The 26,994-nt window shown below is 71.2% G+C and carries 31 protein-coding genes; 8 read left to right on the top strand and 23 right to left on the bottom strand.

Annotated features, from left to right (window positions below; translation table 11 throughout):
* The first annotated feature begins 6 nt into the window (after positions 1–6).
* Positions 7–1,005 carry an NAD-dependent epimerase/dehydratase family protein gene (locus tag BCF44_RS00495; RefSeq protein WP_116172072.1) on the top strand — a complete coding sequence of 333 codons (999 nt, stop codon included), beginning with the start codon at positions 7–9 and terminating at the stop codon, positions 1,003–1,005.
* Between the two features lie 31 nt (positions 1,006–1,036).
* Positions 1,037–1,678: an MBL fold metallo-hydrolase gene (locus tag BCF44_RS00490; RefSeq protein WP_116172071.1), complete on the top strand. Its 642-nt coding sequence runs from the start codon at positions 1,037–1,039 to the stop codon at positions 1,676–1,678.
* Here the strand turns inward: BCF44_RS00490 and BCF44_RS00485 are convergent.
* Positions 1,649–2,365: a DUF2334 domain-containing protein gene (locus tag BCF44_RS00485; protein ID WP_116172070.1), complete on the bottom strand. Its 717-nt coding sequence runs from the start codon at positions 2,363–2,365 to the stop codon at positions 1,649–1,651. The two genes, BCF44_RS00490 and BCF44_RS00485, sit on opposite strands and share 30 nt — an antisense overlap.
* Positions 2,366–2,430: 65 nt before the next feature.
* Entirely contained in the window at positions 2,431–3,297 is an 867-nt protein-coding gene (locus tag BCF44_RS00480) for a phosphoribosylaminoimidazolesuccinocarboxamide synthase (protein WP_116172069.1), read from the bottom strand.
* A 93-nt stretch (positions 3,298–3,390) separates the two neighbouring features.
* On the opposite strand from BCF44_RS00480, the gene BCF44_RS00475 reads away from it, so the two are divergent.
* Positions 3,391–3,828, top strand: coding sequence for an intracellular growth attenuator family protein (locus BCF44_RS00475; RefSeq protein ID WP_147328338.1), 438 nt, complete (start codon positions 3,391–3,393; stop codon positions 3,826–3,828).
* Here BCF44_RS00475 and BCF44_RS00470 read toward each other — a convergent pair.
* From BCF44_RS00470 to BCF44_RS00450, 5 genes are read right to left on the bottom strand one after another with little or no spacing between them, the layout of a single operon-like run.
* Positions 3,803–4,645 (bottom strand): MOSC domain-containing protein, encoded by an 843-nt coding sequence (locus tag BCF44_RS00470; RefSeq protein ID WP_116172067.1) that lies wholly within the window; start codon positions 4,643–4,645, stop codon positions 3,803–3,805. The two genes, BCF44_RS00475 and BCF44_RS00470, sit on opposite strands and share 26 nt — an antisense overlap.
* Entirely contained in the window at positions 4,642–6,075 is a 1,434-nt protein-coding gene (gene purB, locus BCF44_RS00465; protein WP_116172066.1) for an adenylosuccinate lyase, read from the bottom strand. The genes BCF44_RS00470 and purB overlap by 4 nt, the downstream gene beginning before the upstream one ends.
* Positions 6,076–6,121: 46 nt before the next feature.
* On the bottom strand, positions 6,122–6,703 hold the full coding sequence (locus tag BCF44_RS00460) for a TetR/AcrR family transcriptional regulator (protein ID WP_116172065.1): 582 nt from the start codon (positions 6,701–6,703) through the stop codon (positions 6,122–6,124).
* A 21-nt stretch (positions 6,704–6,724) separates the two neighbouring features.
* Positions 6,725–7,429 carry a hypothetical protein gene (locus BCF44_RS00455; RefSeq protein WP_116172064.1) on the bottom strand — a complete coding sequence of 235 codons (705 nt, stop codon included), beginning with the start codon at positions 7,427–7,429 and terminating at the stop codon, positions 6,725–6,727.
* A 25-nt stretch (positions 7,430–7,454) separates the two neighbouring features.
* Positions 7,455–7,973, bottom strand: a complete 519-nt coding sequence (locus tag BCF44_RS00450; RefSeq protein WP_116172063.1) for a SigE family RNA polymerase sigma factor — start codon at positions 7,971–7,973, stop codon at positions 7,455–7,457.
* Between the two features lie 113 nt (positions 7,974–8,086).
* Here BCF44_RS00450 and BCF44_RS00445 point away from each other — a divergent pair, with 113 nt between their 5' ends.
* Positions 8,087–9,124 (top strand): threonine aldolase family protein, encoded by a 1,038-nt coding sequence (locus BCF44_RS00445; RefSeq protein WP_116172062.1) that lies wholly within the window; start codon positions 8,087–8,089, stop codon positions 9,122–9,124.
* On the top strand, positions 9,121–9,720 hold the full coding sequence (locus BCF44_RS00440; protein ID WP_116172061.1) for an HAD-IA family hydrolase: 600 nt from the start codon (positions 9,121–9,123) through the stop codon (positions 9,718–9,720). The genes BCF44_RS00445 and BCF44_RS00440 overlap by 4 nt, the downstream gene beginning before the upstream one ends.
* Here BCF44_RS00440 and BCF44_RS55195 read toward each other — a convergent pair.
* The 9 genes from BCF44_RS55195 to purD form a co-directional block, all read right to left on the bottom strand.
* Entirely contained in the window at positions 9,698–9,853 is a 156-nt protein-coding gene (locus tag BCF44_RS55195; RefSeq protein WP_170217275.1) for a hypothetical protein, read from the bottom strand. The two genes, BCF44_RS00440 and BCF44_RS55195, sit on opposite strands and share 23 nt — an antisense overlap.
* A gap of 144 nt (positions 9,854–9,997) precedes the next feature.
* Positions 9,998–11,155, bottom strand: coding sequence for a pyridoxal phosphate-dependent aminotransferase (locus BCF44_RS00435; protein ID WP_116172060.1), 1,158 nt, complete (start codon positions 11,153–11,155; stop codon positions 9,998–10,000).
* Positions 11,156–11,164: 9 nt separating this feature from the next.
* Complete coding sequence (locus BCF44_RS00430) at positions 11,165–12,340, bottom strand: transglycosylase SLT domain-containing protein (protein ID WP_116172059.1); 1,176 nt, start codon at positions 12,338–12,340, stop codon at positions 11,165–11,167.
* On the bottom strand, positions 12,337–12,642 hold the full coding sequence (locus BCF44_RS00425) for a hypothetical protein (RefSeq protein WP_116172058.1): 306 nt from the start codon (positions 12,640–12,642) through the stop codon (positions 12,337–12,339). Before BCF44_RS00425 ends, BCF44_RS00430 begins: the two co-directional genes overlap by 4 nt.
* Before the next feature lie 73 nt (positions 12,643–12,715).
* The gene (locus BCF44_RS00420; protein ID WP_116172057.1) at positions 12,716–13,474 is read right to left on the bottom strand and encodes an ESX secretion-associated protein EspG; all 759 of its coding nucleotides are present in this window, start codon (positions 13,472–13,474) and stop codon (positions 12,716–12,718) included.
* Between the two features lie 7 nt (positions 13,475–13,481).
* A complete protein-coding gene (locus BCF44_RS00415; RefSeq protein ID WP_116172056.1) occupies positions 13,482–14,681 on the bottom strand; it encodes a hypothetical protein in 1,200 nt (399 codons plus the stop codon).
* A gap of 13 nt (positions 14,682–14,694) precedes the next feature.
* Entirely contained in the window at positions 14,695–15,294 is a 600-nt protein-coding gene (locus BCF44_RS00410) for a DUF3558 domain-containing protein (protein ID WP_116172055.1), read from the bottom strand.
* Positions 15,291–15,698 (bottom strand): hypothetical protein, encoded by a 408-nt coding sequence (locus BCF44_RS00405; RefSeq protein WP_147328337.1) that lies wholly within the window; start codon positions 15,696–15,698, stop codon positions 15,291–15,293. The genes BCF44_RS00410 and BCF44_RS00405 overlap by 4 nt, the downstream gene beginning before the upstream one ends.
* A gap of 114 nt (positions 15,699–15,812) precedes the next feature.
* Entirely contained in the window at positions 15,813–17,069 is a 1,257-nt protein-coding gene (gene purD / locus BCF44_RS00400; RefSeq protein ID WP_116172053.1) for a phosphoribosylamine--glycine ligase, read from the bottom strand.
* A gap of 46 nt (positions 17,070–17,115) precedes the next feature.
* On the opposite strand from purD, the gene BCF44_RS00395 reads away from it, so the two are divergent.
* Positions 17,116–18,645 carry a Na+/H+ antiporter gene (locus BCF44_RS00395; RefSeq protein ID WP_246014756.1) on the top strand — a complete coding sequence of 510 codons (1,530 nt, stop codon included), beginning with the start codon at positions 17,116–17,118 and terminating at the stop codon, positions 18,643–18,645.
* 14 nt (positions 18,646–18,659) lie between these two features.
* Here the strand turns inward: BCF44_RS00395 and BCF44_RS00390 are convergent, their stop codons facing one another.
* From BCF44_RS00390 to BCF44_RS59090, 6 genes are all read right to left on the bottom strand, one after another.
* Positions 18,660–19,565 (bottom strand): zinc-binding dehydrogenase, encoded by a 906-nt coding sequence (locus BCF44_RS00390; protein ID WP_116172051.1) that lies wholly within the window; start codon positions 19,563–19,565, stop codon positions 18,660–18,662.
* A 68-nt stretch (positions 19,566–19,633) separates the two neighbouring features.
* Positions 19,634–20,770, bottom strand: a complete 1,137-nt coding sequence (locus tag BCF44_RS00385) for an LLM class flavin-dependent oxidoreductase (RefSeq protein ID WP_116172050.1) — start codon at positions 20,768–20,770, stop codon at positions 19,634–19,636.
* A gap of 2 nt (positions 20,771–20,772) precedes the next feature.
* Positions 20,773–21,741, bottom strand: coding sequence for an ABC transporter substrate-binding protein (locus tag BCF44_RS00380; protein ID WP_116172049.1), 969 nt, complete (start codon positions 21,739–21,741; stop codon positions 20,773–20,775).
* The gene (locus tag BCF44_RS00375; RefSeq protein WP_116172048.1) at positions 21,728–22,432 is read right to left on the bottom strand and encodes an ABC transporter ATP-binding protein; all 705 of its coding nucleotides are present in this window, start codon (positions 22,430–22,432) and stop codon (positions 21,728–21,730) included. The genes BCF44_RS00380 and BCF44_RS00375 overlap by 14 nt, the downstream gene beginning before the upstream one ends.
* The gene (locus BCF44_RS00370) at positions 22,414–23,238 is read right to left on the bottom strand and encodes an ABC transporter permease (protein WP_379801725.1); all 825 of its coding nucleotides are present in this window, start codon (positions 23,236–23,238) and stop codon (positions 22,414–22,416) included. Before BCF44_RS00370 ends, BCF44_RS00375 begins: the two co-directional genes overlap by 19 nt.
* 55 nt (positions 23,239–23,293) lie before the next feature.
* On the bottom strand, positions 23,294–23,368 hold the full coding sequence (locus BCF44_RS59090; RefSeq protein WP_376776002.1) for a putative leader peptide: 75 nt from the start codon (positions 23,366–23,368) through the stop codon (positions 23,294–23,296).
* A gap of 92 nt (positions 23,369–23,460) precedes the next feature.
* Here BCF44_RS59090 and BCF44_RS00365 point away from each other — a divergent pair, with 92 nt between their 5' ends.
* Entirely contained in the window at positions 23,461–24,987 is a 1,527-nt protein-coding gene (locus tag BCF44_RS00365; RefSeq protein WP_116172047.1) for a Na+/H+ antiporter, read from the top strand.
* 54 nt (positions 24,988–25,041) lie between these two features.
* On the top strand, positions 25,042–25,620 hold the full coding sequence (locus BCF44_RS00360; protein ID WP_116172046.1) for a Uma2 family endonuclease: 579 nt from the start codon (positions 25,042–25,044) through the stop codon (positions 25,618–25,620).
* Between the two features lie 22 nt (positions 25,621–25,642).
* Here BCF44_RS00360 and BCF44_RS00355 read toward each other — a convergent pair whose 3' ends face one another.
* Positions 25,643–26,932, bottom strand: coding sequence for an adenylosuccinate synthase (locus BCF44_RS00355; RefSeq protein ID WP_116172045.1), 1,290 nt, complete (start codon positions 26,930–26,932; stop codon positions 25,643–25,645).
* Positions 26,933–26,994: the final 62 nt, after the last annotated feature.

The following is a 26,994-nucleotide window of genomic DNA, read 5'->3' as shown; positions in this document are numbered from 1 at the left end:
TGAGCCATGCGACTACTGGTGCTGGGTGGGACGGTGTTCCTCGGCCACACGGTGGCGGCCGAGGCGCTGCGAAGGGGCCACGAGGTGGTCTGCGCGGCGAGGGGCACGGGTGGAGACGTGCCGGCGGGGGCGAAGCTTGTACGGCTGGACCGCAGCGATCCGGACGGGCTGGAGCCGCTGAAGGACGAGCGGTTCGACGCGGTGGTGGACGTGGCGACGATCTCCTACCCCTGGGTGAGGGACGCGGTCCGCGCGCTGGGCCCGAACGCGGGGCACTGGACGTTCGTGTCCTCGATCAGCGCCTACGCGAGCTTCGAGGAGCAGGGCCAGAACGAGGACTCGACGCTGCTGGCGCCCCGGCGGGAGGACGGCACGAAGCCGGACGCCGACCCCGGTCTGTACGGGGCGGTGAAGGTCGCGAGCGAGAACGAGGTGCTGGAGCACCTCGCCGATCGGGCGTTCGTGGTGCGCTCGGGCCTGATCACGGGCCCGAAGGACCCGAGCGACCGGTTCGGCTACTGGCCGGGGCGGTTCGCGCGCGGCGGCCGGGTGTTGCTGCCGCCGGTGGACGGCCAGATGACCCAGCACGTGGACGTCCGCGACCTGGCGAAGTGGATCATCGATGCCGGCGAGCAGCGGATCACGGGCGTGTACAACGCCACCGGAATCTCCCGACCGCTGGGCGGACTTCTCGACGAGATCAGGGAAATCCTGGCACCGGCGGGCACGGAGACGGTCACGGTGAGCGAGGAACTGTTGCGGGACAACGACGTTCAGTACTGGGGCGGCCCGAAGTCGCTGCCGCTGTGGCTGCCGCCGAAGCACATGGGCTTCACCACGCACGACGTGTCGAAGGCGATCGCGGCGGGCCTGACCTTCCGGCCGTTCGAGGACGCCGTGCGCGGCGCGCTGGCGAGGGAGACCGAACTCGGCTTCGACCGGGAGCGCAGATCGGGGCTGACGCCCGCACAGGAACGGGAGGTCCTGGACAAGCTCCAGGCATAGGGTGCAGGGACACGTAGCGAAGGAGCCATCGATGCATATCGTCCACTTCGGACACGCGTGCGTGCTGCTGGACACCGGCTCGGCGCGGCTGCTGATCGACCCGGGCACGCTCGCCACGGGCTTCGAGCAGACCGAGGGCCTGGACGCGGTGCTGATCACGCACCAGCACTTCGACCACCTCGACCGCGACCGGCTGCCGGCGCTGCTCGCGGCCAACCCGGGCGCGAAGCTCGTGGTGGACCCGGATTCCGCCGGCATCGTCACCGAGCTGGGCCTGGAGCACACGGTCGCGAACGCCGGCGACAAGCTGTCGCTGGCCGGCGCCACGGTCGACGTGATCGGCGGCGCGCACGCCACCATCTACGGCGACCTGCCCGGCATCACCAACGTCGGCTACCTGGTCGACGGCGGCGCGTTCCTGCATCCCGGCGACTCGTTCGCCCGCCCGGACGGCGACGTGGACGTGCTGGGCGTGCCGGAGTCGGCGCCGTGGCTGAAGCTGGCCGAGGTGCTCGACTACGTCAAGGCGGTTCGGCCCCGCGTGGGCGTGCCGATCCACGAGGGCCTGCACAGCGATCTCGGCCACATGCTCACGGAGAACTGGCTCAACCAGACCAAGCCCGAGGGCACAGAGATCGTGCGGCTAGCTCACGGCGAGGCGACGAAGCTGTAGCCCGCCGTAGGTCACGGGTTCGGCGCCGTGGTGCAGCGCGATGTCCACGGCGTCGAGCACGGCCTGCCGCGGGCCGGCGCGGTGCAGGTCGCCGGCGTCCGCCGCGATCCGCACCAGACCGCTGCGGCGGGCCGCCCGCGCGACACCGAGCACCAGCGCCCAGCACAGCCACTGCTCGCCACGCTCGGTGCGGGCCGCAAGGCCGTGCACCCGGCCCGGGATCACCACGCCGGTCTGGAGGTCGCGCACGGCCGTCACGTCGGCACAGAGCCGGAAACCGTGACGGCGCAAGGCGATCAGTGTCCCGTTGGACGCCAGCCAGCGCGGCGGCGCGAAGTAGTCGGTGTGCAGGTCGAGCCGCTCCAGCAGGGCCCGGGCCGCGACCAGGCGCAGGTTCGCCTCGTGCGCGGGCAGCGCGGCGAACTCGGCCTGGCGGCGGATCACCCGGGGCCGCCGGCACGGGTCGAGGTCGTGGTCAAGGCCGTGCAGCACGACGGCGTCGCCGCCGGCGGCGCGGCTGCGGACCCACCGCAGTGCGGGCGAGTCCGCCGAGTGCCGGCCCACCCTCGGGGCGACCAACAGCGACAGCGGCACCCCACGCGAGTCCAGCTCGGCAGCCAGGGCGGTGGCCTGCGCGAGCGTTCGGGCGTTGATGCCGGACAGCGAGACAACCAGCCGCGAGCTCACCCGTTAAGTGCGCAGCACCGGCATTGCCCCGGCCTGACGGTCAGGTGTCGCGTCGGCGAACCCTGTCAGAACCGTTTGCCGGTGACACGCTCGTACGCCTCGACGTACTTCGAACGGGTGGCCGCGACGACCTCCGCGGGCAGCGGCGGGGGCGGGGTGTCGGACTTGCGGTCCCAGCCCGACTCCGGCGAGGTGAGCCAGTCCCGGACGTACTGCTTGTCGTAGGACGGCTGCACGCGGCCGGCCTCGTAGCCCTCGGACGGCCAGTAGCGGGACGAGTCCGGCGTCAGCACCTCGTCGCCCAGCACGATCCGGCCGGACGCGTCGCGGCCGAACTCCAGCTTGGTGTCGGCGAGGATGACGCCCGCCTTCTCGGCGATCTCGGCGCCGCGCCGGTACACCGCGAGGGTGAGGTCCCGCAGCTCCTCGGCCTCCTCACGGCCCTGGGCCGCCATCCGGTCGAAGGTGATGTTCTCGTCGTGCTGGCCGATCGGCGCCTTGGTGGCCGGCGTGAAGATCGGCTCCGCCAGCCGGGACGCCTCGACCAGGCCGGCCGGCAGCTCGACCCCGCAGACCGCGCCGGTGTTCCGGTAGTCGATCAGACCCGAGCCGGTCAGGTAGCCCCGCGCCACGCACTCGAACTGGATCATGTCCAGGCTGCGCACCAGCAGCGCCCGCCCGCGCACCTCGGCCGGGATGCGGCCGTCGTCGTCGGACACCAGGTGGTTCGGCACGATGTCGCCCAGCGCCTCGAACCAGAACACGCTCATCGCGGTGAGCACCGCACCCTTGTCCGGGATCTCGGTGGGCAGCACCCAGTCGTACGCGGAGATCCGGTCGGACGCGACCAGCAGCAACAGCTCGTCGTCGACGCGGTAGAGCTCGCGGACCTTGCCGGCGGCGATCAGCTCGTAGTCAGTGAGTGCGGGCACGACCCGCAGCCTACGTGTTCGGTTCACCGGCCGTTCGAGTGAACCGAACGTCCAGGGCGAAACGGCGTCCGAAGGGCCGCGTATTGACCGGTCGTGACCGCGAGGCTCCCCGACGGCCGAACGCCGCGCGGCTTGTGTCCCAACGGCATGGTGCGCACCACCGGCTGGCTCCAGATCGGTCGGCTGCCGATCAGCTCCGGGGTGTGGCCGGCGCTCGCCTGCTCCCTGCTCGCGCTGCCGTTCAACGTGCCGTGGCTGCCGTTTCCTTTCGCCGCCGCGGGATTCGCCGTCTGGAAGCTCTGGATCCTTTACGTGCAGCCAAGTTCACGCGCCGTCAACCTCGATTCCACGGCGGTGTCGGCACTTGCGCCGGGCGAGTGGTTCCGCCCGTACGGCAGCATCGGCCCGGCCGCCGAGGTGGCCGCCACCCGTCTGGAGCCGGACGGCTGGCTGCACATCGCGCTGACCGGCGGCCGGGAGCTGACGCTGGCGCCGGAGTACCGGGTCAGGCGGGTTCGGCTGCGCAGCTAGGCAGTTCCGCCCAGCGCTGCACCGCCACGGCGTCGCCGACGGAGACGGCGCCGGGGCGCAGCACGACCGCCTTCATGCCGAAGGTCACGCCGCCGTCGGGGTGGCGCCGGTACTGGGCCAGGGAGCGAATGGGCTCGGGGCCGGCGCGGCGGCCGGTGTCCTGGTCGACCATCGGCACGGCGCAGCGCACGCACTCCTTGGCGTAGCCGAACTCGACGTCGCCGATGGTCATCCGGCGCACCTGGTCCTCGGTGTGCGGCTCGGACCAGCCGCTGATGACGATGTTGGGCCGGAACCGGGACATCGGCACCGCCTCGGCGCCCTTGGCCAGGATGCGCTCGTTCAGGCCGTCCAGCGACGCCAGCGAGGTGACCAGCAGCGCGTGCGCGTCGGCGAAGCCGACCAGGCCCTCGATCTCGCCGCCGGACACCCGGTGGTGCCCGGGCGGCAGCCCGACCAGCCGGGACGGCTCGCCGAGCACCTCGCTGAACCACTCGGCCGCCGCATCGCCCTGGTCGGCGCCGATGCCGTTCCAGCTGTGCACCCGGACGGGCCGCTGCGGGCCGTCCGGCATGACGTCGAGCACCAGGTCCTCGATCTCGGGCGCGGTCACCACGAGCCGGTCACCCTGCACGGACGGCCGGACCACGGCCAGCCGGGGCTCGTTGCGCTGACTGCGGAACACGCCGTCGCCGTCGACGACCATCCACGCGCGGTCGTGGAGCAAGCCGGTCGGCGTGACGACGGCGGTGCTGGCCGGGGTGCCGGCGCACCCCTTGATCGGGTAGCTGACCAGGCCGGCGACCTGGGCGCTCACAGGATCGGCTCCGGCACGTACCCGACGGCGTCGGGGAAGCGCTCCAGGGTCTTGCCGATCTCGGCGGCGACCGCGTCGACCTGCGCCCCGGCCACGCCGGTGAACGACAGCCGGTCGGCCAGCAGCTCGTCGAGCTGGGCGCGGTCCAGTGGAATCCGTGAGTCGGCGGCGAGCCGGTCGAGCAGGTCGTTGCGCTCCTGGCCCTGCTCACGCATGGCCAGCGCGACCGCGACGGCGTTCTCCTTGATCGCCTCGTGCGCGGTCTCCCGGCCGACGCCGGCCCGCACGGACGCCATCAGCACCTTGGTGGTGGCCAGGAACGGCAGGTAGCGGTCCAGCTCGCGGGACACCACCGCCGGGTACGCGCCGAACTCGTCCAGCACGGTCAACAGCGTCTCCAGCAGGCCGTCCAGCGCGAAGAACGCGTCCGGCAACGCGACCCGGCGCACCACCGAGCAGGACACGTCGCCCTCGTTCCACTGGTCGCCGGCCAGCTCGCCGGTCATCGCCAGGTAGCCCCGCAGGATCACGGTCAGGCCGTTGACCCGCTCGCAGGACCGGGTGTTCATCTTGTGCGGCATCGCGCTGGAGCCGACCTGGCCGGGCTTGAAGCCCTCGGTGACCAGCTCGTGCCCGGCCATCAGCCGGATCGTCTTGGCCAGGCTGGACGGCGCGGCGGCCAGCTGCACCAGCGCCGACAGCACGTCGAAGTCCAGCGAGCGCGGGTAGACCTGGCCGACGCTGGTCAGCACCCGGCGGAAGCCCAGGAACTCGGCCACCTTGCGCTCCAGCTCGGCCAGCTTGGCCGCGTCGCCGCCCAGCAGGTCCAGCATGTCCTGGGCGGTGCCGACCGGGCCCTTCACGCCGCGCAGCGGGTACCGCTCGACCAGGTCCTCCAGCCGCCCGAACGCCACCAGCAGCTCGTCGGCCGCGGTGGCGAAGCGCTTGCCCAGGGTGGTGGCCTGCGCGGCCACGTTGTGCGAGCGGCCGGCCATCACCAGGTCGGTGTGCTCGACCGCGAGCCGGGCCAGTCGGGCCAGCACGGCGGCGACCTTGCCGCGGACGAACTCCAGCGACTGCCGGATCTGGAGCTGCTCGACGTTCTCGGTGAGGTCCCGCGAGGTCATGCCCTTGTGCACCTGCTCGTGGCCGGCCAGGGCATTGAACTCCTCGATCCGGGCCTTCACGTCGTGCCGGGTGACCCGCTCGCGGTCGGCGATGGACGCCAGGTCGACCTGGTCCAGCACCCGCTCGTAGTCGGCGACCGCGCCGGCGGGCACGTCGATGCCGAGCTCGGCCTGCGCGCGGAGCACGGCCAGCCACAGCTGCCGCTCCAGCACGACCTTGTGTTCCGGCGACCAGAGGCCGACCAGCTGGGCCGACGCGTAGCGGCCGGCGAGCACGTTGGGGATGAGCGGCTTGGTCGTCACGTATCCAGAGCTTAATGCGCCGCCCGGTCGGGCAGGCCCGACATGGTCAATGGTTCGCCAGGTCGGGCATCACCGAGAGCAGCATCCGCCGGGCCGCGGCGCGTGGATCGGGGTGCACCTCGATCAGGGCGTTGACCACCGCCCCGTCCACCACGGCGATCAACTGGTCGACGCGCTCGGGGGTCATCGCGAAGCCGCCGGCGGTGAGCAGGTCCAGCAGCAGCTGCTGGAGCTCGACGCCCATCCGGCGCATCAGCGGCTGGAGGTAGGGCCGGCGGGCGGTGCCGACCAGCCGCTCGTAGCGCAGCAGCACCGCCTGCGTGTCGCTGTCCTTGACCAGCAGGTCCAGCGCGAACTCGATGACGTCCATCGGCTCGCCGGCCTGAAGCTCCGCCAGCCGCGCCCGGCCGGCGTCCAGCTCGGCCCGGCCGTTGTGCTCGACGGCCGCCTCGACCAGCTCGTCCAGCGAGTCGAAGTAGTACGTGGTGGAGGCCAGCGGCAGGCCCGCGCGCTCGGCCACGGCCCGGTGCCGGACGGCGTCGAAACCGCCCTCGGTCAGCAGCGCCGCCGCGGCGGCGACCAGCTCGTGGCGACGGCGCTCGCCCTTGGGGGTGCTGGCGGCGGTCATGACCCGCGATGGTGCCAGTGGTCAGTAGAGCGCCGCGAGCCGGGCCGCGATGTCGCCCAGCTGACCCGCGTAAGGGCCGACGGTCGAGCCGTTCATCGGCACGCTGGCCAGCGTCAACGCGCCGCCGCTGCGGGTCGCCACGGTGATCGAGTTGCCCTTGCTGACGGTCACCGCGGGCTTGGCCCCGGTGCTCGGGTCGTTCGCCACCGAGGCCGGCACCAGCACCATCTCGATCTTGCCGGAGTTGGAGCCGTCGGTGGTCTGGTACGCCACCGCGGACGAGCCGGACGGGCAGCCCACGTCCGCGGCCTGCGTCTCGGCGCCGGTGAGGATCGGCAGCTCGGTCACCAGCGCGGCGGCCAGGCCCTGGTCGGCCCCGCCGCAGTTGGCGCTGGTGCCCTCCTCGGTGTGGTTCGGGGCCATCTTGCCGGTCTGCGGGCCGGTGTCCACGTTCGGATTCAGCGACAGCGACGAAGGCACGTTCGGGCCCGCCGCGGAGCCCGCGCTCGACGTGTTGATGGCGTCGCCGCCGAACGGCTTGACCAGCACCAGCACGCCGCCGATCAGCACCACGCCCAGCGCCACACCGACGCCGGACTGCAAGCGCTTGCGGGCCCGGGCCGTCGCCCGCGCCGAGGCGACCTGGACGTCTTTGGTGTCGAAGGACGGTGGCGGCATCTCGCCCACGGCGTCCCTGAACTTGTCCGTTAGCTGCTTCTCGTCCATCCGTCCTTCCACCTCCCCGTCACGGTCACGTCGCCGGCCGCAGGTCGTCGAGCACGTCCCCCAGCTCCGCGCGCAGCGTCTCCAGGCCCCGCGCCGTCTGGGACTTCACGGTGCCCTCGGTGCACCGGAGGATCTTCGCCGCCGCGGCGACGTCGAGTCCCTCCAGGAACCGCAGCACCAGCACCGCCCGCTGGCGCGGCGGCACCTTGCGCAGCCCGTCCAGCAGCACGTGCCGGGTGGCGACCGCGTCGCCGACCTCGGTCGTCGCCGCCGGGGCGTCCGGCAGCTGGTCGGTGAACCGCTCCCGGCGCCAGGGCCGGCGCGACTCGTCGATCACCGCGCGCACCACCGTCCGTCGCACGTAGGCGTCCAGGGCCTCCCGATCCCTGATCTTGTGCCACCTGCGGTGCAGGGCGACGAACGCGGTCTGGGCGAGATCGTCCGCGCGGTGCCAGTCGCCGCACATCAAGTACGCGGTTCGGCGCACGGCATCGCGCCGGGCCGCGAAGTACTCCGCGAACTCCTGCTCGTCGCGCTGGTCCACGCGGGCTCTCTCTGCTGTCCTGTCGACACCTACCGGACGGAAAGGTGGCCCCATACGGTTGCACGCCCCTGGTGACGTCCGCCATACGGGTGGGTGCAGGCCGGCACCACCCGATGTGGTGTGATCCGACCGTGACCCAGCAGCCGCTGCTCGACTTCCGCTCGGACACCGTGACCAAGCCGGACGAGGCGATGCGCGCCGCGATGGCCTCCGCCGAGGTGGCCGATGACGTGCTCGAACACGACCCCACGATGCGCGCGCTCGAGGAACGGGTGGCTGGACTGCTCGGCACCGAGGCCGCGCTGTGGGTGCCCAGCGGCAGCATGGGCAACCTGATCGCACTGTTCCTCCAGCTGCGCAAGGGCGACCGGTTCCTGGCCGCGCACGGCTCGCATGTGCTGGACGCCGAGCTCGGCACCGCCGCCTGGATCGCCGGCGGCATGCCGTGCCCGATGGACTGGGACGCCGGCCCCGGCCGGATGTCGGCCCAGGCCATCCACGACATCGCCGGCAACGAGCCGCGCTACGACGGCCTGCACACCACGCTGCTGTCGCTGGAGAACACCCACAACGCCGCCGGCGGCGCGATCATGCCGCTGGCCGCCCACATGCAGCTCGTCGCCGCCGCGCGCGAGTGCCGGCTGCGGGTGCACCTGGACGGCGCGCGGCTGTGGAACGCCGCCGTGGCCCTGGGCGTCGGCCCGGCCGAGCTGGCGGTCGGCGTCGACACCGTGCAGGTCTGCCTGAGCAAGGGGCTCGGCGCGCCGGTCGGCTCGGTCGTCGCCGGCACCGAGGACTTCGTGGTCGAGGCCCGCCGGGTGCGCAAGATGCTCGGCGGCGGCGTCCGACAGGGCGGCATCCTGGCCGCGGCCGGGCTCGTCGCGCTGGACCGGATCGACGACCTCGCCACCGACCACGCCAACGCCACGCTGCTCGCCGAGGGCCTGACCGAGCTCGGCTGGAGCACCCGGACGCCGGAGACGAACATCGTGCTGGCCGCGGTGCCGGACGTGCGCAACGCGATCAAGATGCTGGGCCGGCTCGGCATCCAGACCGGGCCGATGTCCGGCCAGGTCCGCTTCGTCACGCACCGGGACCTGTCCACCGCCGACGTCAAGGAAGCCCTGCACCGCATCGGGAGCGCGAGTTGAACCCCTGGCTCGTTTTCGACTACGGCGGCGTGATCAGCCTGCACACGCAGGCGATTCCCGCGATGGCGGCCCGCGTCGGCGCGACGCTGGAGGCGTTCGAGCCGGGCTACTGGTCCGAGCGCGACGCCTACGACCGCGGCTGCCCGGACATCGACTACTGGCGGGCCGTCTGCGCGCACGTCGGCGTCGACGTGGACTCGGCGTTGTCCGACGAGTTGACCCGCCTGGACATCGAGGGCTGGCTGTCCACCGACGACAAGACCGTGAAGCTGCTCGGCCAGTTGGCCGGTATGGGCGCCCGGCTGGCGCTGCTGTCCAACGCCCCCAGTTCGTTCGGGCGGGTCGCCGAGCGCCAGCCGTGGGCCGAGCGCTTCACGCACCTGGTGTTCTCCGGCGACCTCCGGCTGGCCAAGCCGGACGCCGAGTTCTACGCCGCCCTGTTCGGCAAACTGGGCGCCAGGGCGGCGGACTGCCTGTTCGTCGACGACCGTCAGGTCAATGTGGACGGTGCGCTCGCCGTCGGCATGCCGGCCCACCTGTGGACCTCCGCCGACGAGCTCGCCACCACCTTGGTCAGGTTCGCGACTTGTTCCTGAGCGCGCCGTAGGCGGCGGTGCCCAGGAACAGCAGGCCGCCGATGACGGCGAGCCAGAACAGGCCCTTGAGCACGGCGCCCAACACGGTGATGGCCAGCCAGACGATCAGCAGGATGGCGATGATGGCGAACATGGCGGTCTCCCCTTCAGCAGTTTGCCTTGACACCAAGCCTGCCACTCCGGCACGGCCTTTGGCGGCTTCCGAGGCGTAGATCAGGGACAGATCAGGGTCGCCCTGAGACTGGGACAGTGCCGCGCGTGCCGCGCGGGGCTCCAGCTACCGATCGGGCATCGTCGGAAGCCATCCGTTGAGCCGTTCCAGGGCCCGTTCCATGTCCAGGGTCGAGCCGGCGAAGGACAGCCGCACGAACCGGTCGCCGTGCACCGGGTCGAAGTCCACGCCCGGCACGATGGCCAGCCCGGTGTCGGCCAGCAACCGCTTGCACCAGGCCATCGAGTCGTCGGTCAGGTGCGAGACGTCGGCGTACACGTAGAACGCGCCGTCGGCCGGGGCCAGCTTGTCGATGCCCAGCTCGGCGAGGCCCTTCACCAGCAGGTCCCGGTTCAGCCGGTAGCGCTCGACGTGCGCGTCCACCTCGGCGTACGACTCGGGGGTGAACGCCTCGACCGCCGCGTGCTGGCTGGGTGCGGGCGGGCAGAGCGTGAAGTTGCCGGTCAGCCGGTCCACCGGCCGCACCAGCTCCTGCGGCGCCAGCATCCAGCCCAGCCGCCAGCCCGTCATCGAGAAGTACTTGGAGAAGCTGTTCACCACGATCGCCTCGCGGGAGGTCCGCCAGGCGCAGTCCAGCGGCTCGCCGTAGCTGATGCCGTGGTAGATCTCGTCGCTGACCAGCCGGACACCGTTGCGCTCGGACCACGCGGCCAGCTCCGCGACGCGGCTGGCATCGAGCACCGTGCCAGTGGGGTTGGCCGGGCTGGCGACGACCAGGCCCTGGATGTCCAGGCCGTCCAGCATCTCCACGGTCGGCTTGAAGTCCACCTCCGGCCCGCACGGCAGGTCCACGACCTCGCAACCCAGCGCGGCCAGGATGTTCCGGTACGCCGGATAGCCCGGCCGCGGCAGCGCCACCCGGTCGCCGGCGTCGAAGGCGGCCAGGAACGCCGACAGGAAGGCACCCGAGGACCCAGTCGTCACGATCACCGACTCCGGCGACACGTCCAGGTCATAACGGGTCCTGTAGTGGCCGGCTATGGCCTCCCGCAGCTCCGGGATGCCCAGCTGCTCGGTGTAGCCGAACGGCTGCGTCTCCAGCGCGCGGTGCGCCGCCGCCAGCACCGGGGCAGGTGCGGGCGTGGAGGGCTGGCCGGCGGCCAGCGACAGCACGTCACCGTGGGTGCGCTGCCGGATGGCGGCGGCGGACACCACGTCCATCACGTGAAACGGCGGCACATCCGCACGCCTGGCGACGACCATGAGGTCACCTTAGTAGCCCTGGTACGCGCCTCCGTGCGCCATCGAGCGGATGCCCGGCACGTTGGACACCGAGCCGTAGCGGGCGATCGAGTAGCGGACGCCGGCGATGATGTTGTCCACCGGGTTGTAGATGTCGTCGTGGCCGGGCAGCTTGTTGGACTGGAACGTGGAGTCGATGCACTGCATGAGGCCCTTGGACGGGTGACCGGCCTTGGCGTTGGAGTCCCACAGGTTGATCGCGTGCGGGTTGCCGCCGGACTCGTGCTGGATGATCGCCCAGATGTCGTTCTCGCTCATCTTCGAGGTGTCGACGCCGTTCTCCTGGAGGATCTTCATCGCCTCGTCGATCCACTCCTTGACCTGGCCCTGCGGCGCGGGACCGCCGCCGCCGGCCGGCGGACCGCCGCTGGGACCGAGGCCGCCACCGCCACCGCCGTCGTCACCACCGCCTCCGCCTCCGCCGCCGTAGCCGCCGCCACCGCCGCTGTTCGAGCTGCCGCCGCTGTGCGAGTCGCCGCCGCTCGAGGCCGGCGGGTTCGCGCCCTGCGGGGTGGTGCCGGTCTGTCCGGGATCCGGCTTGGCCTGCCAGTCGATGGAACGGCCCGGCGCCGGCGTGAAGGACTGGTCGCCCGGGGCCGGCAGCGCGGAGAACTTCGAGGCGATGGTCGTCGCGCCCTTGAGCTGGTTGAGGGCGTTGTTCAGTTCGTTGTTGGCCGCGTCCACCGACTTCTGCACGTCGCCCTTGGCCGCGTCGCACATCGGCTTGATCGCCGCGTCCCGCTCGCCCGGCTGCGGGTTGGGGTGCGCGGCGTCCCATTTCCTGGCCTCGCCCAACAGGTTCTCGCAGCGACCGTCCACAGCGGACTTCGCCTGCTCCAGCGCGCCGGCCGCCGCCTCCAGCGCCGCCGCGCCATTGTTGAGGGCCTCCGACATCGAGGTGCCGGCCTTGGTGAAGTTGGCCATGTAGGCCGTGAACGAGTCCGCCGAGCCGCCCGCCCAGGCGCCGTCCAGCGCGTTCACCGCCGAGGTCACGGCCTTGCCCTGGTCGTCACACTTGGAGGCGCTGTCGCGCCAGTGCGTCGCGATGTCCCGGACCGCCTGCGGCTGCGCGTTCTCCATCTTGCGGGCGATGTCCGCGACCTCGCCGCCTCCCGGCAGGCCCGCGACGTCGTCGGCCGCGCTCATGTCGCCGTCAGCCCCTTCTTGTTCTGCTGCTCCACGTCCTGCACCGTGGTCTCGATCGAGTCCAGCGAGGACTCGACCTTGCGCAGCAGGTTCTCCGCCGCCTGGAGCTCGCCGTGCACGGAGCTCGCGAAGCCGTCGATCGCGCTCGCGAAGCCCGCCGAGGCGTCCAGCTTGCCGAACGCGTCCGCGCTGGTCGCCGCGCCCTGGAAGCCGTCGCCCACGCCGCCGTACTGGCCGGCCTGCGTGTTCATGGCGCTGCGGCAGGCGTCGATCGCGTCGAAGTTGTACTTCGTGGCCGTCACGGTGCGCCCCCCTTCTCGCGTAACTCTGACGGGCTCGACCGGCTCGTGGTTCCGTTTTCAGCCCGAAGGGTGATCAGAGCTCGTCCAGCAGCTCCCGGACGCTCGTCGCCAGCACCCGGTTGTCCGCCGGGGTGATCGTGCTCCAGTCGGTGCCGTCCGCGCTGGGTTTCACCAGGTGCAGGTAGCGCCCGTAGGGGGTGTCGTGGAACGCCACCACCCGCTTCGCCCTTTTCGGACGCTCTCCGCCCTGGGCCGTCTCCGCGCCGAACTGGCCGCGAGTCGTCATGCCCGCGACCATGCCCGTCAGGGCCTGCGCCTGGCTCAGCGGCAGCCCCTCGTCCGCCAGTTCCAGGCTCAGCCGCTGCGGGTCGCCATGCGCCCGGCTGTCGGCCGCCGTCAGCAGCTTCGTCGGCAGGCTCATCGACTGGCCCGGGCCCGGCGGCATGTCGCCCGCCACCGAGACCGCCGCGTCCGCCACCGAGTCGGCGCGGATCAGCCACACCTCGTCGCCGTCGACCACGCCCATCAGCACGTCGCCGCCGTTCGTCGCCGCCAGCAGCGTGATCTTGCGGTCCGGGGCCCAGATGAACCCGTACACCGCGCGCCTCGGGTAGGCCAGCAGCGCCAGGTCGTCGGAGATGCTCACGGCGGCCCGGCCGCGGTCGGCCAGGCCCCGCTCCTCCAGCGACCGCCAGGTCTGCGCGACCAGCTGCGCCCGCTCCGTGTGCGTTGCGCCCGGGCTCGGGACGTCCAGTGCGACGTGGCGGCGGGGGAAGCGCTCGTTCTCCCACAGCACGTCGAAGTCCAGCCGGGACAGGACGATCGGCTCCATCGGCGGGCTACGCGTCCGGGTCCTCGCCGAGCACCGTCGGCGCCACGCGTTGTTGGTCGCCGAACAGGTCCTCCTCGACCATGTACTTGCGGTCGTGCTCGGAGTCCTCCTCCTTCTTGCCCCGACCGCCCGCCGCCCCCGGCATCCCGGCCGCACCCGGCCTGGCCTGCGGCCCGATCCGCTCCGCCGCCCTGGCCTGCGCCGCCTGCTCCTCGTCGATCGCCCCCGCCGTCGCGCTGGCGCGGCTCGGTGTGTTCGCCCTCTCCCCAGGCGTGGCATTCGTGCCACCGCCGCGCACGATCGTGTTCGGGTTGCCGCTCCTGGCCCCCGCCGCCACCGCCCCCGCACCGCCGGCCAGCGCCGCTCCCAGGCCCACTTCCTCCGCCAGCATGCCGCCCGCCGCCGCTGCCGCCGGCGGCATCGCCCCCGGCAGCCGGCCCGCGCCCGGTCCCACACCCGTCATGCCACCCGGTCCCACCTGCCCCGGCGCCCCCGGTCCTCCGCCGCCCGGGATGCTCCCCGGCGTGGCGTAACCCCCGCCTGGGCCGCCCGTCGAGGAATAGCCCCCGCCACCGGGATAGCCGCCCCCGCCCGGCACTCCGTACCCACCCGGGCTGCCGTAACCGCCCACCGACGGCATCGCCGTGTTCTGGATGGGTTGTGCCGTGAGCCCGATCGTCGGCGGTGCACTCATCGGCACCGTGCTCGCGATCGCATCCATGGAGTTCTGCTGGTAGTTGTTCAGCTGCTGGATCGCCGTGTCCCGATCCGCCTGCGCCTGCTCGACTTCCTTGGCATGGTCCGTCTGGTACCCGAAGAACCCCGTCACATTGTCCCAAGTGGACTTGTTCGTGTCCGTCGACGGCGCCGGCGCACTCTTCGCCACAGCATGCGAGTCGCCCTGAGTGGTCAGCGCGTTGTTCACGCCGGCGATGTTGCTCTGGGATTCATCGGTGTAGGTGACGGTCGAGGACATGACGTCGGTCGCCCCCTGCCCGGCGCCACTCTGCCAATCAATGTGCAGACTCTTCAACTGAGAGGCCAGTGCCGCGTTCGCCGCGGTCATGTCCTGCGCGATGAGATGCAGAGCATCGATGGCCGGCTGCAACGCCGCAGCCCCGGCACCAGCCTTGACCTTGTTCACCTGGTCCGCGAGCGCACCGTTGTCCCTGCCCTCGAACCGAATGTTGCCGAGAGTCTCCGCCATCGTCCCCTCCGCTCTACTGGTTCGCCTGCAACGTCGTGAACGCGAGTCCGGCCGCCTGCTTCGACAGATCGCACATCTGGGTCGTGGAGAGGCCGTTGGTGGTCTGAGTGATGGCCACGTTCAGTTCCTGCCCGTCCGCAGTGCTCACGAAGGTCGAGCAGGCAGTGGCGTACGGGTCGCTGAACTTCTCATTGATCAGAAGGGTCTGCGCTGCCGGATAGGACTGCACCGAAAGCTGCCGCACGTCCTGTCCCTCGTAGGCCCCACCCAGCCAGCTCTCCACACCACGTTTGATGTCGAGGGAGACATTCAGGCCGTAGACAGCCGGCTGGTTCACGGTGTACGAGCAACTCGTCGTGGAACCGCCCTCGGGATGCCCTGGGCCAGGCGACTTGTGGGTAATGCCCATCTGCGTCAGCTGCGCGTCCGTGAGCAGCGTGCACGGATCCACGTTTGCGATCTTGAGGTCCTTCGGCCGTGAGACGGTGGGACTTGCCGACCCCGATGTCGACGGCTGCGGATCCGCGTGGCCACCGTCCGTGGTGGTCGAGCAACCCGCCATCGCGACCGCCACGAGGACCGCCACCGCGCCGAGCCCGATCCGAACCGTCACCGCAGAGCTCCAAACGCGTCCTTGACTTGATCCTCGGTGAAGCCGTACTGCTGTGCTGCCGCCCGAAGGTTGTCGGCAAGCTGCCGCAAGCCCTGGACATAGGCCGTGATCCGCTTCGAGTACGAATCGGGATTCGAGTTCAGGACCTCGTTCCAGGCGATCATCGCCGCCTCACTGACGTCGTCCTTGCCCATCCCGCTCACCACCAGGTCGGGCAGCTTCGACTGGGTAATCTGCTGCAGCTGCAGCCAATGGTCGGCGATCGCCTTGCCGGCTTGCAGCACGGTGTCGTGGTTCACCGTGATGTGGCCGCCGCTGATGCCGGCGTACTCGGACTTCACCCCGTCGAACGGCGCGAGAATGGCGCCGATCGCGCCGAGGTCGGCTCCGACCTGCTCCGCCATGTCCATCACAACCGCCCCCGCACGCTTCGTGACTACTAGGACCCGGTTCGCAGGCTACCAACGTTGGTGTGTGCCGTGCCTGAGATCGGACGAAGGCGGGGGGCGGGACGGTTCCTACGGGATGTGGACGTCGCCGTCGACGGCCTTGAGGGCGATGTCCGAGCGGTGGTGCGAACCGGTGAGTTCGACGCGCTCGACCAGGCGATACGCGGCCAAGCGGGCCTCGGCGAGGGAGGGGCCGGTGCCGACCACGGACAGCACACGGCCGCCGGCGGAGACGACGGCGCCGTCGTCGCGGCGGCGGGTGCCGGCGTGCAGGACGCCGTCGAGCTCGGCGCCGGTGATGACGTCGCCGGTCCGCGGCCGGCCGGGGTAGCCCTCGGCGGCGATGACGACGGTGACGGCGGCGCCGTCCTCCCACTCGAGCGGGGGATGCGAAGCCAGCCGGCCCTCGGCGGCGGCCAGGAAGAGGCCGGCGATGGGGGTCCGGAGCAGGGCCAGCACGACCTGGGTCTCGGGGTCCCCGAACCGGCAGTTGAACTCGATGACCTGCGGCCCGTCGGAGGTCAACGCCAGGCCGCAGTACAGGAGGCCGGAGAAGGGGGTGTCGCGGGCGGCGAGCTCGTCGACGACGGGCTGCACGATCCGGGCGACGACATCGTCAACGAGGCCGGAAGGGGCCCACGGCAGCGGGCTGTACGCCCCCATGCCACCGGTGTTGGGCCCGGCGTCGTTGTCGCCGACGCGCTTGAAGTCCTGGGCGGGCAGCAGCGGCACGACGGTGGTGCCGTCGACGACACAGAACAGGGACGCCTCGGGACCGTCGAGGAAGGACTCGAGCAGCACGGGATGTCCACCGTCGAGCAGGTGCATGGCATGCGCCCGGGCGACGTCGTAGTCCTTGGTGACGACGACGCCCTTTCCGGCGGCGAGGCCGTCGTCCTTGACGACCCAGGTGGGCCCGAAGCGGTGCAGCGCGGCGTCGAGGCGCGCGGGGGTGTCGACGATCTCGCTACGGGCGGTGGGCACGTCGGCGGCCTGCATGACGTCCTTGGCGAAGGCCTTGGACCCCTCGATCCGGGCGGCCTCCTTGGACGGCCCGAACACGGGGATGCCGACGGCCCGCACGGGGTCGGCGGCGCCGGCCACCAGCGGCACCTCGGGCCCGATGACGACGAGCCCGGCGTCCCACTCCTTGGCCAACGCGGCGACGGCGTTGGGGTCGGCGAGGTCCACGCCGTACGTCTCGGCCAGGGCGGCGGTGCCGGCATTGCCGGGGGCGCAGGCCAGGGCGGTCACGGCGGGGTCCTTGGACAACGCCAGCAACAGGGCATGCTCCCGGGCACCAGACCCGATGACGAGGACGCGCACGACCGAACAGCCTACAGGGGCGAATTCAGCACCTACGCTTCCCCGCGTGCAAGGCGTCGAGATTCTCCTGCTGCTGGCGGGATCGCTGGCGGTGACCGCGGTCGCCCGCCGGCTGGACTGGCCGGCCCCGCTGCTGCTGGTGGCGGTGGGCCTGGCTGTGTCGTACGTGCCGGGCGTGCCGGATTTCCGGCTGGAGCCGGAGCTGGTGTTGGTGCTGGTGATGCCGCCCCTGCTCTACACCTCCGCGCTGGACAGCTCGTACGTGAACATCCGCCGCAACATCCGCCCGATCGCGCTGCTGGCGATCGGCCTGGTGCTGGCGACGACGCTGGGTGTGGGCCTGGTGGCTCATCTGGCGATCCCGTCGCTGCCGCTACCGGCGGCGCTGGTGCTGGGCGCGATCGTGGCCCCGCCGGACGCGGTGGCGGCGGTGGCGATCGGCCGCAAGCTGGGCCTGCCGCGCCGGATCATGACCCTGCTGACGGGCGAGAGCCTGGTGAACGACGCGACGGCGCTGACGGCGTACAAGGTGGCGGTCGCGGCGGCGACGGGCACGGCGGCGCTGTCCTGGGGCTCGGGCATCGCGACGTTCCTGCAGGCCTCGGTGGGCGGCGCGGTGATCGGCTACCTGATCGGCGTGGTGGTGCACTGGATCCGGCTGCGCCTGCACGACAGCCTGCTGGAGAGCGGCCTGGGCATGCTGGTGCCGTTCGGGGCGTACCTGATCGGCGAGTCGGCGGGCACGTCGGGTGTGCTGGCGGTGGTCGCGGCGGGCCTGTACCTGGGCCACAACGCGCCGAAGGCGGGCTACGCGACCCGGTTGCAGGAGACGGCGGTCTGGCGCGCGGTGGATTTGCTGCTGGAGTCCTGGGTCTTCGCGCTGATCGGTCTGCAACTGCGCTTCGTCCTCACGGACAGCGGCGCGACCTGGCCCCTGTTCGGGGCGGCGCTGCTGGTGCTGCTGGCGGCGATCGTGGTGCGGATCCTGTGGGTCTATCCGGGCACCTACGTGCCACGCCTGCTATCGGCGAAGATCCGCGAACGGGAGGCATTCCCGGCTCCACGGGCGGTGTTCATCGTGGCCTGGACGGGCATGCGCGGCGTGGTGTCGCTGGCGGCGGCCGTGGGGCTACCGCTGAACATGCCCGGCCGGGACGTGATCCTGCTGTGCACGTTCGTCGTGACGGTGGGAACCCTGATGGTGCAAGGGCTGACGCTGCCGGGCCTGATCCGTTTCCTCGGCATCCGCGGCGACGACGAACAGGCCGACTCGCTGGCCGAGGCCCGAGTGAAGGCCGACGCTGCCAAGGCCGCGATCGAACGGCTGGAGCAGGCCTCCGACGGCAACGTGCCGCAGCCGGTGATCGTCCGCCTGCGGACGCTGGCCGAGCACCGCACCCAGATCCCGACGGAGGACGGTCCCGGTGCGCGCTGGAAACGGCTGCGTCTGACGATGTTGGTCGCCGAGCGCGAGGTCTTCCTCGCCGCCCGGAACGCACGGGAGATCGACGACGAGGTCTTCCGCCGGGTGCAACGGGAACTGGATCTGGAGGAGGCCGCGCTCACCCGCGAGTGAGCGCGGCCGGCGGCTCACGCCACGTCGAGCACGGCCTTGCCGACGACCTTGCGGCCGATCAGCGCGGCGATGGCGTCCTCGCTGTTCTCCCAGCTGCCCCGGTAACCGATCTCCACGTCCAGCTTGCCCGCCGCGACCAGCGACGCGACGTAGGCGAGGTCCTCGCCCAGGTTGTAGCCCATCATGAAGCCCTCGACCCGGCGCTGCGGGCCGACCGTCGCGTACGGCGGGTACACCGACGGCTCACCGGAGGTGGCTCCGATGGACTGGATCGAGCCGCCCTCGGCGAGCAGGCCGAACGCCGTGACCTGGTTCGGCCCGCCGACGTTGTCCAGCACGCCGTGCAGCGGGCCGGTCAGACCCTCAACGCCCACAATGACTTCCGCCGCGCCGAGCTTCTCGAGCCCCTCGCCGCGGGCCACGCTGCCGACGGAAGCGATCACGTGCGCCCCGGACAGCGCGGCGAGCTGTACGGCAAAGCGGCCCACACCGCCGGCCGCGCCGGTGACGAGCACCCGGCGGCCGAGCACGGAACCGAACCGGCGCAGCGCGCGCAGCGCCGTCACGGCGGCCACGGGCAGCGCGGCGGCCTGGGCGAAGTCGACGCCGTCGGGCAGCACGGCCAGCTCGGTGGTGTCGACGGCCCGCAGCTCAGCCCAGGCGCCACCGGAACCGAACGTGACGACACGTGAGCCGGGCTCGGGTCCGCTGCCGTCCGCGGCGGCCTTGACCACCACACCCGCGGCGTCCCAGCCGTTGACCGCGCCGTCCTCCTTGCCGTAGCCCCCGGCCACTTCGCCGTAGTTCAGCGAAAGCGCCTTGATCTCGACGAGCGCCTGGTTCGGCGCGGGCGCCGGCTCGGCGGTCTCACCCAGCCGGAACCCGCTCTTCGCCGACGAGTCCACGAGCAGTGCGCGCATTTGAACACCCCTGTAGTTCGACTGCTGTCGCACTACGCCAACTCGCGGTCCACGTGACTTATTTCCGCCTACAGCGCGGGAACCAGTTCGCGGTGAGCTGAATTCGGGACCGGGCCGTCGATGAGGCCGCGCCGGACCAGTTCCGGCCGGACGCCCTCGCCGAACCAGTACGCCTCCTCCAGATGGGGATAGCCGGAGAAGATGAACTCGTCGATGCCCAGCGAGTGGTACTCCTCGATCCGGTCGGCCACCTCCTGGTGGCTGCCGACCAGCGCGGTGCCCGCGCCGCCTCGGACCAGCCCGATGCCGGCCCACAGGTTCGGGTAGATCTCCAGCTTGTCCAGCCGGCCGCCGTGCAGGGCGACCATGCGCTGCTGCCCGACGGACTGGCTGGCGCCCAGCTGCGCCTGGGCCTTGGCCAGCGACTCCGGGTCGATCGCGTCGATGAGGCGGTCCGCCTCGGCCCACGCCTCGCGCGAGCTGTCCCGGCTGATCGTGTGCAGGCGGATACCGAACCGCAGGGTGCGGCCGTTGGCCTCGGCCAACTCCCGCACGCGGGCGATCTTCTCCGCGACCTGCGCCGGCGGCTCGCCCCACGTCAGGTAGACGTCCACGTGCCGCGCGGCGACCGGCAGGGCGGCCTCGGACGAGCCGCCGAAATACACCTGCGGCAACGGGTCCGGCGGCGTCGGCACGAGGCCGCCGGCGATCTTGAGGTGCTGGCCGGCGAAGTCGACCGGCGCGCCGCTCCAGAGCTTGCGCACGATGGCCAGGAACTCGTCGGTACGCGCGTAGCGCTGGTCGTGCTCCAGCCAGTCGCCGAAGCGCTGCTGCTCGATCGCGTCGCCGCCGGTGACGACGTTGAGCAGCAGCCGGCCCCGCGAGATGCGCTGGTAGGTGGCGGCCATCTGCGCGGCCAGCGTCGGCGAAATCGTGCCGGGGCGGAAGGCGACGAGGAACTTGAGCCGCTCGGTCTGGGCGATCAGTGCTGCGGTGGTGAGCCAGGCGTCCTCGCACCAGGTGCCGGTCGGCGTGAGCACGCCGGTGAAGCCCAACTGCTCGGCGGCGCGGGCGATCTGCGCCAGGTAGTCGATGTCCGGGCCGCGCTGGGCCGGCGCGCCGGCCTCCTGCGAGCCGTGGAAGCGGTCGACGATGGTGCGGCCGTCGCCCGAGGTGGGCAGGAACCAGTGCAGGACAACGCTCATCGTCAGCTCCCCGTGCTCTCGTACTGCTTGTCCACGAAGTCGGCGAACTTCACCTCGGCGGGGATGACCTTGGCCGTGGTGAACGCGTCGGCCAGCTGCTGCTCAGAGGCGATCACCTTGTCGTCCAACGGGATCGGCTTCGTGGCCCCGTCGTCGACGGCCGCCTTGGCCACCGTCGGGTCGAGCCCGGTGACCTTGGACCAGGCGGTGGCCCACTCGCCCTTGTGCGTGTCGGACCACTTCTGCGCCTTGGCCAGCCGGGCCAGGTAGTCCTTGATGGCCGCGGTCTTGCCGGCGTCGGCCAGCGCGGCCTTGCCGGCGACCTGGAAGGAGTAGCCGTTGGCGGTGCCGCTGGTGCCGTTGACGATCGACCGGGCGTGCGCCTGGAGCAGCGCCTGCGAGGTGTACGGGTCCCAGATCGCCCAGGCGTCCACCCGGTGCTGGGTGAAGGCGGCGTAGGCGTCGGACGGCTGCAGATAGTCGATCTTCACGTCGGTCACCGCGATGCCGTACTTGTTCAGCACCGTCAGCAGCTGCCCGTGCGCCGAGCTGCCCTGGGCCACCGCGATGGTCTTGCCCTTCAGCTCCTTCGGGTCGTGGATCGGCGAGTCGCCGGGCACCAGGACGGCGTCGCCGGGCCCGTTCTTCTGCCCGGCCTGCACGACGGTGATCTTGGCGTTGGCCGCGGCCGAGAAGATCGGCGGCGTGTTGCCGACCCCGCCGATGTCGATCGCGCCGGCGTTGGCCGCCTCCAGCAGCGGCGGCCCGGAGGTGAAGGTCGACCACTCGATCTTGTACGAGGTGCCGGCCAGCAATCCGGCGGCCTGCAGCAACGCCTGCGAGCCGCCCTTCTGGTCGCCGACCTTGAGCACGACCGAGCCGTCCGGCGCGGCGGCGGCACCGCCACCGCAGCCGGCCAGCGCCAGCGTCGACACGGCGAGCAGGGGTAACAGCGCCTTACGCAGCTTCATCGGTGACAACTCCCAGGTCGGCGAGCACCCGGGCCCGCAGTTCGGTCAGGTCGGCATGCCGGCGCGGCCGGCCGGCGGGTGGCGTGTGTTCGGCGACGATGCGGCCCTCGTCCAGCACGAGGACCCGGTCGGCGAGTTCGAGCGCTTCGTCGACGTCGTGGGTGACCAGCAGCACCGCCGGGCGGTGCCGCTGCCACAGGTCGTCGACCAGCCGGTGCATCGCCAGCCGGGTCAGCGCGTCCAGCGCGCCGAACGGCTCGTCGAGCAGCAGCAGGTCGGGCTCGCGGACCAGCGCCCGGGCCAGGGAGACGCGCTGCGCCTCGCCGCCGGACAGTGTCAGCGGCCAGGCCTGCGCGTGATCGGTCAGCTGCACCTCGGCCAGCGCCTTCTCGGCGACCTCGCGGCCGTCGACACCGTGCAGGCCGAGGGAGACGTTGCGCCACACCCGCCGCCACGGCAGCAACCGCGGCTGCTGGAACGCGACGGACACGGTCCCGTCGACGGCAATCTCGCCATCGGCGTCCCGGTCGAGGCCGGCCAGGATGCGCAGCAGCGTCGACTTGCCGGAGCCGCTGCGGCCCAGCAGGGCGACGAATTCCCCTTGGCGGACAACGAGATCCAGGTCGTCGAGCACGCGGCGCGGCCCGAACTGCCGGACCAGCCCGCGCACGGTCACCGTGTGCTGCGCCATCTGAGCGCCCTCCCCTCCAGCGCGCGGACGAGCGCATCGGTGGCCAGGCCCAGCCCCGCGTAGACCACCAGGCCGACCACGACCTGGTCCGTACGCAGGAAATCCCGGGCGTTGTTGATCAGGTAGCCGAGGCCGGCGTCGGCGTTGATCTGCTCGCCGACGATCAGCGACAGCCAGGCCACGCCGAGTCCCTGCCGCAGGCCGACCAGGGCCTGCGGCAGCGCGGCCGGCAGCACCACGTGGGCCAGCCGCTCCCAGCGGGTGAAGCCGAGCACCGCGGTGGCCTCCAGCAGCTGGGGATCGGTGTCGCGGATGCCGGCGTAGACGTTGAGGTACAGGGGAAACGCGAAGCCCAGCGCGACGAGCGCGATCTTGGGCTCCTCGCCGATGCCGAACCAGATGATGAACAGCGGGATCAGGCCGAGGAACGGCAGCGTGCGCAGCATCTGCACGGGCGGGTCGACCAGCACCGCGCCCCAGCGGGACAGGCCGGCGGTGATGCCCAGCGCGAGCGCGATGACCGCGCCGACGGCGACGCCGATCAGCACGCGGCGCAGCGACACCACGAAGGCGTCGCCGAGCTGCCCGGACGTGGCCAGATCCACGCCCGCGGCCAGCACTTTGGCCGGCGACGAGAGCTTGTCGTCCGGCAGGATCCCGGTGCTGCTGGTGACCTGCCAGAGCAGCAGCAGGGCCACCGGGCTGGCCCAGCGCCAGGCGCCGGACAGGGCGCGGCGGCGGGGTTTGCGGGTTGGGGTGACGGCGGCCGACGACACGCGCGTGCGGTCGGCCGTCAGGACGGGAATCGACACGATTCCTCCGACGGGGCGAAGGTGAGGGTTTCTCAGACAGTGAGAGGAGTCAGCGGACCGGACAGACCGCGCTGGCCTGCCGGCGCAGGTCCACGTGGATCCGTGCGACCAGTCGTTCACCCATGCGTGGGAGTCTTGGCGAGCCGCCGACGGTGTGTCAACGCTGGTCGGGGGTGGTCCCGGATCCTGGGAGTCCGTCGGAGAGGGAGGTTTCGCATGCACGGCGCCCAGCTGCTGCTACTCGTCGTCGGATCGATCGCGGTGACGGCGGTCGCCCGCCGCCGGGATCTGCCGGCCCCGCTGCTGCTGGTCGTGGTCGGATTGGCGATCTCGTTCCTGCCCGGCGCCGACGACTACCAACTGGATCCGCACATCCTGCTCGGCGTCGTGCTGCCGCCGCTGCTCTATTCGGCGTCGCTGGACAGCTCGTACCTGAACTTCAAGGCCGTCGCCGGGCCGATCGTCCAGCTCGGTGTGGTGCTGGTGGTGATCACCGCTTTCCTCATCGGGCTCGCCGCGCACCTGCTGATGCCCTCGCTGCCGTGGGAGGTCGCGCTGCTGCTCGGCGCGGTGGTCGCGCCGCCCGACGCCGTCGCCGCCGTTGCCATCGGCCGCAAACTCGGGCTGCCCAGGTCCGCGATGACCGTGCTCACCGGCGAATCCCTCGTCAACGACGCGTCCGCGCTGACGCTGTACAAGGTCGCCCTCGCCGGCGTGGCCGGCGCCAGCACAGGGCTCTTCTCCCAGCTGTCCACGTTCGTCGTCGCCGTCGTGGTCGGCATCGCCGTCGGTCTGGTCATCGGCGTCGTCGCGCACTTCGCCCGTACGCATCTCGACGACACCGTGCTGGAATCCGTGCTGGGCCTGGTCGTTCCGTTCGCCTGCTACCTGATCGCCGAGGAGTTCGAGGGCTCCGGCGTGCTCGCCGTCGTCGCCGCCGGCCTGTACCTGGGGCACAACTCCCCGAAGGCCGGCTTCGCCACCCGACTCCAGGAGCAGTCGGTGTGGACCACCGTGGACGTTCTGCTGGAGTCGTTGGTGTTCGGGCTGATCGGTCTCGAACTGCCCTTCGTGCTGCGCGGCGTCTCCGGCCTCGACCCGTGGCTCACCGCGCTGGCGCTGCTCGCCGCCGTGATCGTCATCCGGATCGTTTTCGTCTTCTCCCGCCACGTGATCCTGCGTCTGCTCCGCCGACCTCGCCCGTCGTGGCGGGTTGTCGCCATCGTGTCGTGGACAGGCATGCGTGGTGTCGTCACTCTCGCCGCTGCCGCCGGCATCCCCGACTGGACCCCAGGCTGGGCCTATCTCCAGCTCGTGGCGTTCGTGATCACCGTCGGAACCCTGCTGCTGCAAGGGATTTCCCTGCCGTGGCTCATTCGCGGCCTCGGCGTGCACGAGGAGAAGGACACCGCCCAGGAGGCGCAGGCCCGCAAGGTCGCCGCCAAGGCCGCGAAGGCGATGCTCTCCGAGCTGGTGCCCGCCGACATCCCCGTCGAACAACGGAAGATGTTCAGCCAGCGGATGCACGCCATGATGCAGGCGCGGGACCGGATCATCGAGCAGGACCCGTCCCAGGAGGGCGCGATCACCCGGGTTCGGCGGGAAATGCTGGCCAGGCAACGGGAGGTCCTGGTCGCCGAGCGCTCCGCTGGCCGCCTCGACGACGAGGTCATGCGCAAGGTGATGCGCGAACTGGACCTGGAGGAGGCCATGCTCACCGGCACGTGGCGTTCGCGCTTGTAGCCCAATCGTGGAACGATGACTGTGGGACAGTGGTTAGGACAAAAGGAGCAATCGATGACCGTCCTTCCTGACTGGCTCAGCCGCCTGTACACCGTCGCGGAGTACATGGAGCTCGGCGAGGACGAGAACGGCTACACCGAGCTAGTAGAAGGTCGCCTGATCGTGTCCCCGAGCCCTGTCCCCGACCACAACTTCGCCGGCTTCGAACTGGCCGTTCAGCTGAAGCCGCAGCTGCCAGACGAGCTTGAGCTCATCCAGGACATGGATGTCGACCTTGAATTCGCCCCGGCGGACCAGCCGGGTTCCGTTCGGCGGCCCGACCTGATCATCGTCGACCGGAAGGCACGGCAGCGGGTCCGCCATGAGGGCGGGCTGATCCGCGCCTCCGACGTGGCGGTCGTCGTTGAGATCGTGTCGCCCGGTTCCAAGCGGACCGACTACAAGACCAAGCACCTGGAGTACGCCGACGCCGGCATCCCGCACTACTGGATCGTCGACATCACCGAGCCGGTGTCGCTGGTGGAATGCCATCTGGCCGGCGCGTTCGGCTACCAGGACCGCGCGGCGGTGACGGGCGAGCTCATCACCGACCTGCCGTTCCCCATCAGCCTGCGGCTGGACCAGTTGCTCTGAGCCCAGCCGCAGGAAACCGCCGTCAGCTGACGAACTGGTGGCGGACGATGGTCTGGTCGCGACCGGGGCCGACGCCGATGGCGGAGATGCGGGCGCCGGCGATGGACTCGAGGTACTCGACGTACGCGCGGGCGTTGGCGGGGAGCTCCTCGAACGAGCGGCAGCCGCTGATGTCCTCGAACCAGCCGGGCAGCTCCTCGTACACCGGCACGGCGTGGTGCACGTCGGTCTGGGTCATGGGCATCTCGTCGACCCGCTGACCGTCCACTTCGTACGCGACGCACACCGGCACCTTCTCGTGGCCGGAGAGCACGTCGAGCTTGGTGAGGAAGAAGTCGGTGATGCCGTTGACCCGCGCGGCGTAGCGGGCGATCACGGCGTCGAACCAGCCGGTGCGGCGGGACCGCCCGGTGGTGACGCCGAACTCCCCACCGGTCTTGCGCAGCAGCTCGCCCATCTCGTCGTTGAGCTCGGTCGGGAACGGGCCGGAGCCCACGCGGGTTGTGTACGCCTTGAGGATGCCGATGACGGTGGTGATCCGGGTGGGCCCGATGCCGGAGCCCGCGGACGCACCGCCGGAGGTGGGGTTGGACGACGTGACGAACGGATAGGTGCCGTGGTCGACGTCCAGGAGCGTGCCCTGCGACCCCTCCAGCAGCACGTTCTCGCCGCGGTCCAGAGCCTGGTTGAGCAGCAGCCGGGTGTCGGCGATGCGGTGCCCGAACGCGTCGGCGTGCTTGAGCACGTCGTCGACGACCTGCTCGGGGTCGATGGCCTTGCGGTTGTACACCTTGACCAGCAGCTGGTTCTTGAAGTCCAGCGCGGCCTCGACCTTCTGCCGCAGGATCTTCTCGTCCAACAGGTCCTGCACGCGCACGCCGACGCGGGAGACCTTGTCCTGGTAGGCCGGTCCGATGCCACGGCCGGTGGTGCCGATCTTGGCCTTGCCCAGGTAGCGCTCGCTGACCTTATCGATGGCCACGTGGTACGGCATGATCAGATGCGCGTCGGCGGAGATCAGCAGCTTGCTGGTGTCCACCCCACGGGCCTCCAGCCCGGCCAGCTCGTCCAGCAGCACGCCGGGGTCGACGACGACGCCGTTGCCGATCACGTTGTGCACGCCGGGGGTGAGGATGCCCGACGGGATCAGGTGCAGCGCGAAGTTCTGGCCGTCGGGGAGCACGACGGTGTGGCCGGCGTTGTTGCCACCCTGGTAGCGGACGACCCACTGGATGCGGTCTCCGAGCAGGTCGGTGGCCTTGCCCTTGCCTTCGTCGCCCCACTGGGCGCCGATCAGGACGATGGCAGGCATGTGAGACTCCCCGTGCTAGACGACTAAAGGCCGAATGCCGGTGCACGACTGTAGACCAGGAG

This window comes from Kutzneria buriramensis (assembly GCF_003387475.1).
In the GTDB taxonomy this organism is placed as follows: Bacteria; Actinomycetota; Actinomycetes; order Mycobacteriales; family Pseudonocardiaceae; genus Kutzneria; species Kutzneria buriramensis.
This window is presented reverse-complemented; position numbering and strand designations above follow the sequence as displayed.

Bases quoted from the DNA above. Each gene is read 5' to 3' on its own strand.
- BCF44_RS00495 (WP_116172072.1), top strand. From the start codon at position 7: ATGCGACTACTGGTGCTGGGTGGGACGGTGTTCCTCGGCCACACGGTG.
- BCF44_RS00490 (WP_116172071.1), top strand. From the start codon at position 1,037: ATGCATATCGTCCACTTCGGACACGCGTGCGTGCTGCTGGACACCGGC.
- BCF44_RS00460 (WP_116172065.1), bottom strand. From the start codon at position 6,703: ATGACCGCCGCCAGCACCCCCAAGGGCGAGCGCCGTCGCCACGAGCTG.
- BCF44_RS00455 (WP_116172064.1), bottom strand. From the start codon at position 7,429: ATGGACGAGAAGCAGCTAACGGACAAGTTCAGGGACGCCGTGGGCGAG.
- BCF44_RS00445 (WP_116172062.1), top strand. From the start codon at position 8,087: ATGTGGTGTGATCCGACCGTGACCCAGCAGCCGCTGCTCGACTTCCGC.
- BCF44_RS55195 (WP_170217275.1), bottom strand. From the start codon at position 9,853: ATGTTCGCCATCATCGCCATCCTGCTGATCGTCTGGCTGGCCATCACC.
- BCF44_RS00435 (WP_116172060.1), bottom strand. From the start codon at position 11,155: ATGGTCGTCGCCAGGCGTGCGGATGTGCCGCCGTTTCACGTGATGGAC.
- BCF44_RS00430 (WP_116172059.1), bottom strand. From the start codon at position 12,340: ATGAGCGCGGCCGACGACGTCGCGGGCCTGCCGGGAGGCGGCGAGGTC.
- BCF44_RS00420 (WP_116172057.1), bottom strand. From the start codon at position 13,474: ATGGAGCCGATCGTCCTGTCCCGGCTGGACTTCGACGTGCTGTGGGAG.
- BCF44_RS00415 (WP_116172056.1), bottom strand. From the start codon at position 14,681: ATGGCGGAGACTCTCGGCAACATTCGGTTCGAGGGCAGGGACAACGGT.
- BCF44_RS00405 (WP_147328337.1), bottom strand. From the start codon at position 15,698: ATGGCGGAGCAGGTCGGAGCCGACCTCGGCGCGATCGGCGCCATTCTC.
- BCF44_RS00390 (WP_116172051.1), bottom strand. From the start codon at position 19,565: ATGCGCGCACTGCTCGTGGACTCGTCGGCGAAGAGCGGGTTCCGGCTG.
- BCF44_RS00385 (WP_116172050.1), bottom strand. From the start codon at position 20,770: ATGAGCGTTGTCCTGCACTGGTTCCTGCCCACCTCGGGCGACGGCCGC.
- BCF44_RS00380 (WP_116172049.1), bottom strand. From the start codon at position 21,741: ATGAAGCTGCGTAAGGCGCTGTTACCCCTGCTCGCCGTGTCGACGCTG.
- BCF44_RS00375 (WP_116172048.1), bottom strand. From the start codon at position 22,432: ATGGCGCAGCACACGGTGACCGTGCGCGGGCTGGTCCGGCAGTTCGGG.
- BCF44_RS00365 (WP_116172047.1), top strand. From the start codon at position 23,461: ATGCACGGCGCCCAGCTGCTGCTACTCGTCGTCGGATCGATCGCGGTG.
- BCF44_RS00360 (WP_116172046.1), top strand. From the start codon at position 25,042: ATGACCGTCCTTCCTGACTGGCTCAGCCGCCTGTACACCGTCGCGGAG.
- BCF44_RS00355 (WP_116172045.1), bottom strand. From the start codon at position 26,932: ATGCCTGCCATCGTCCTGATCGGCGCCCAGTGGGGCGACGAAGGCAAG.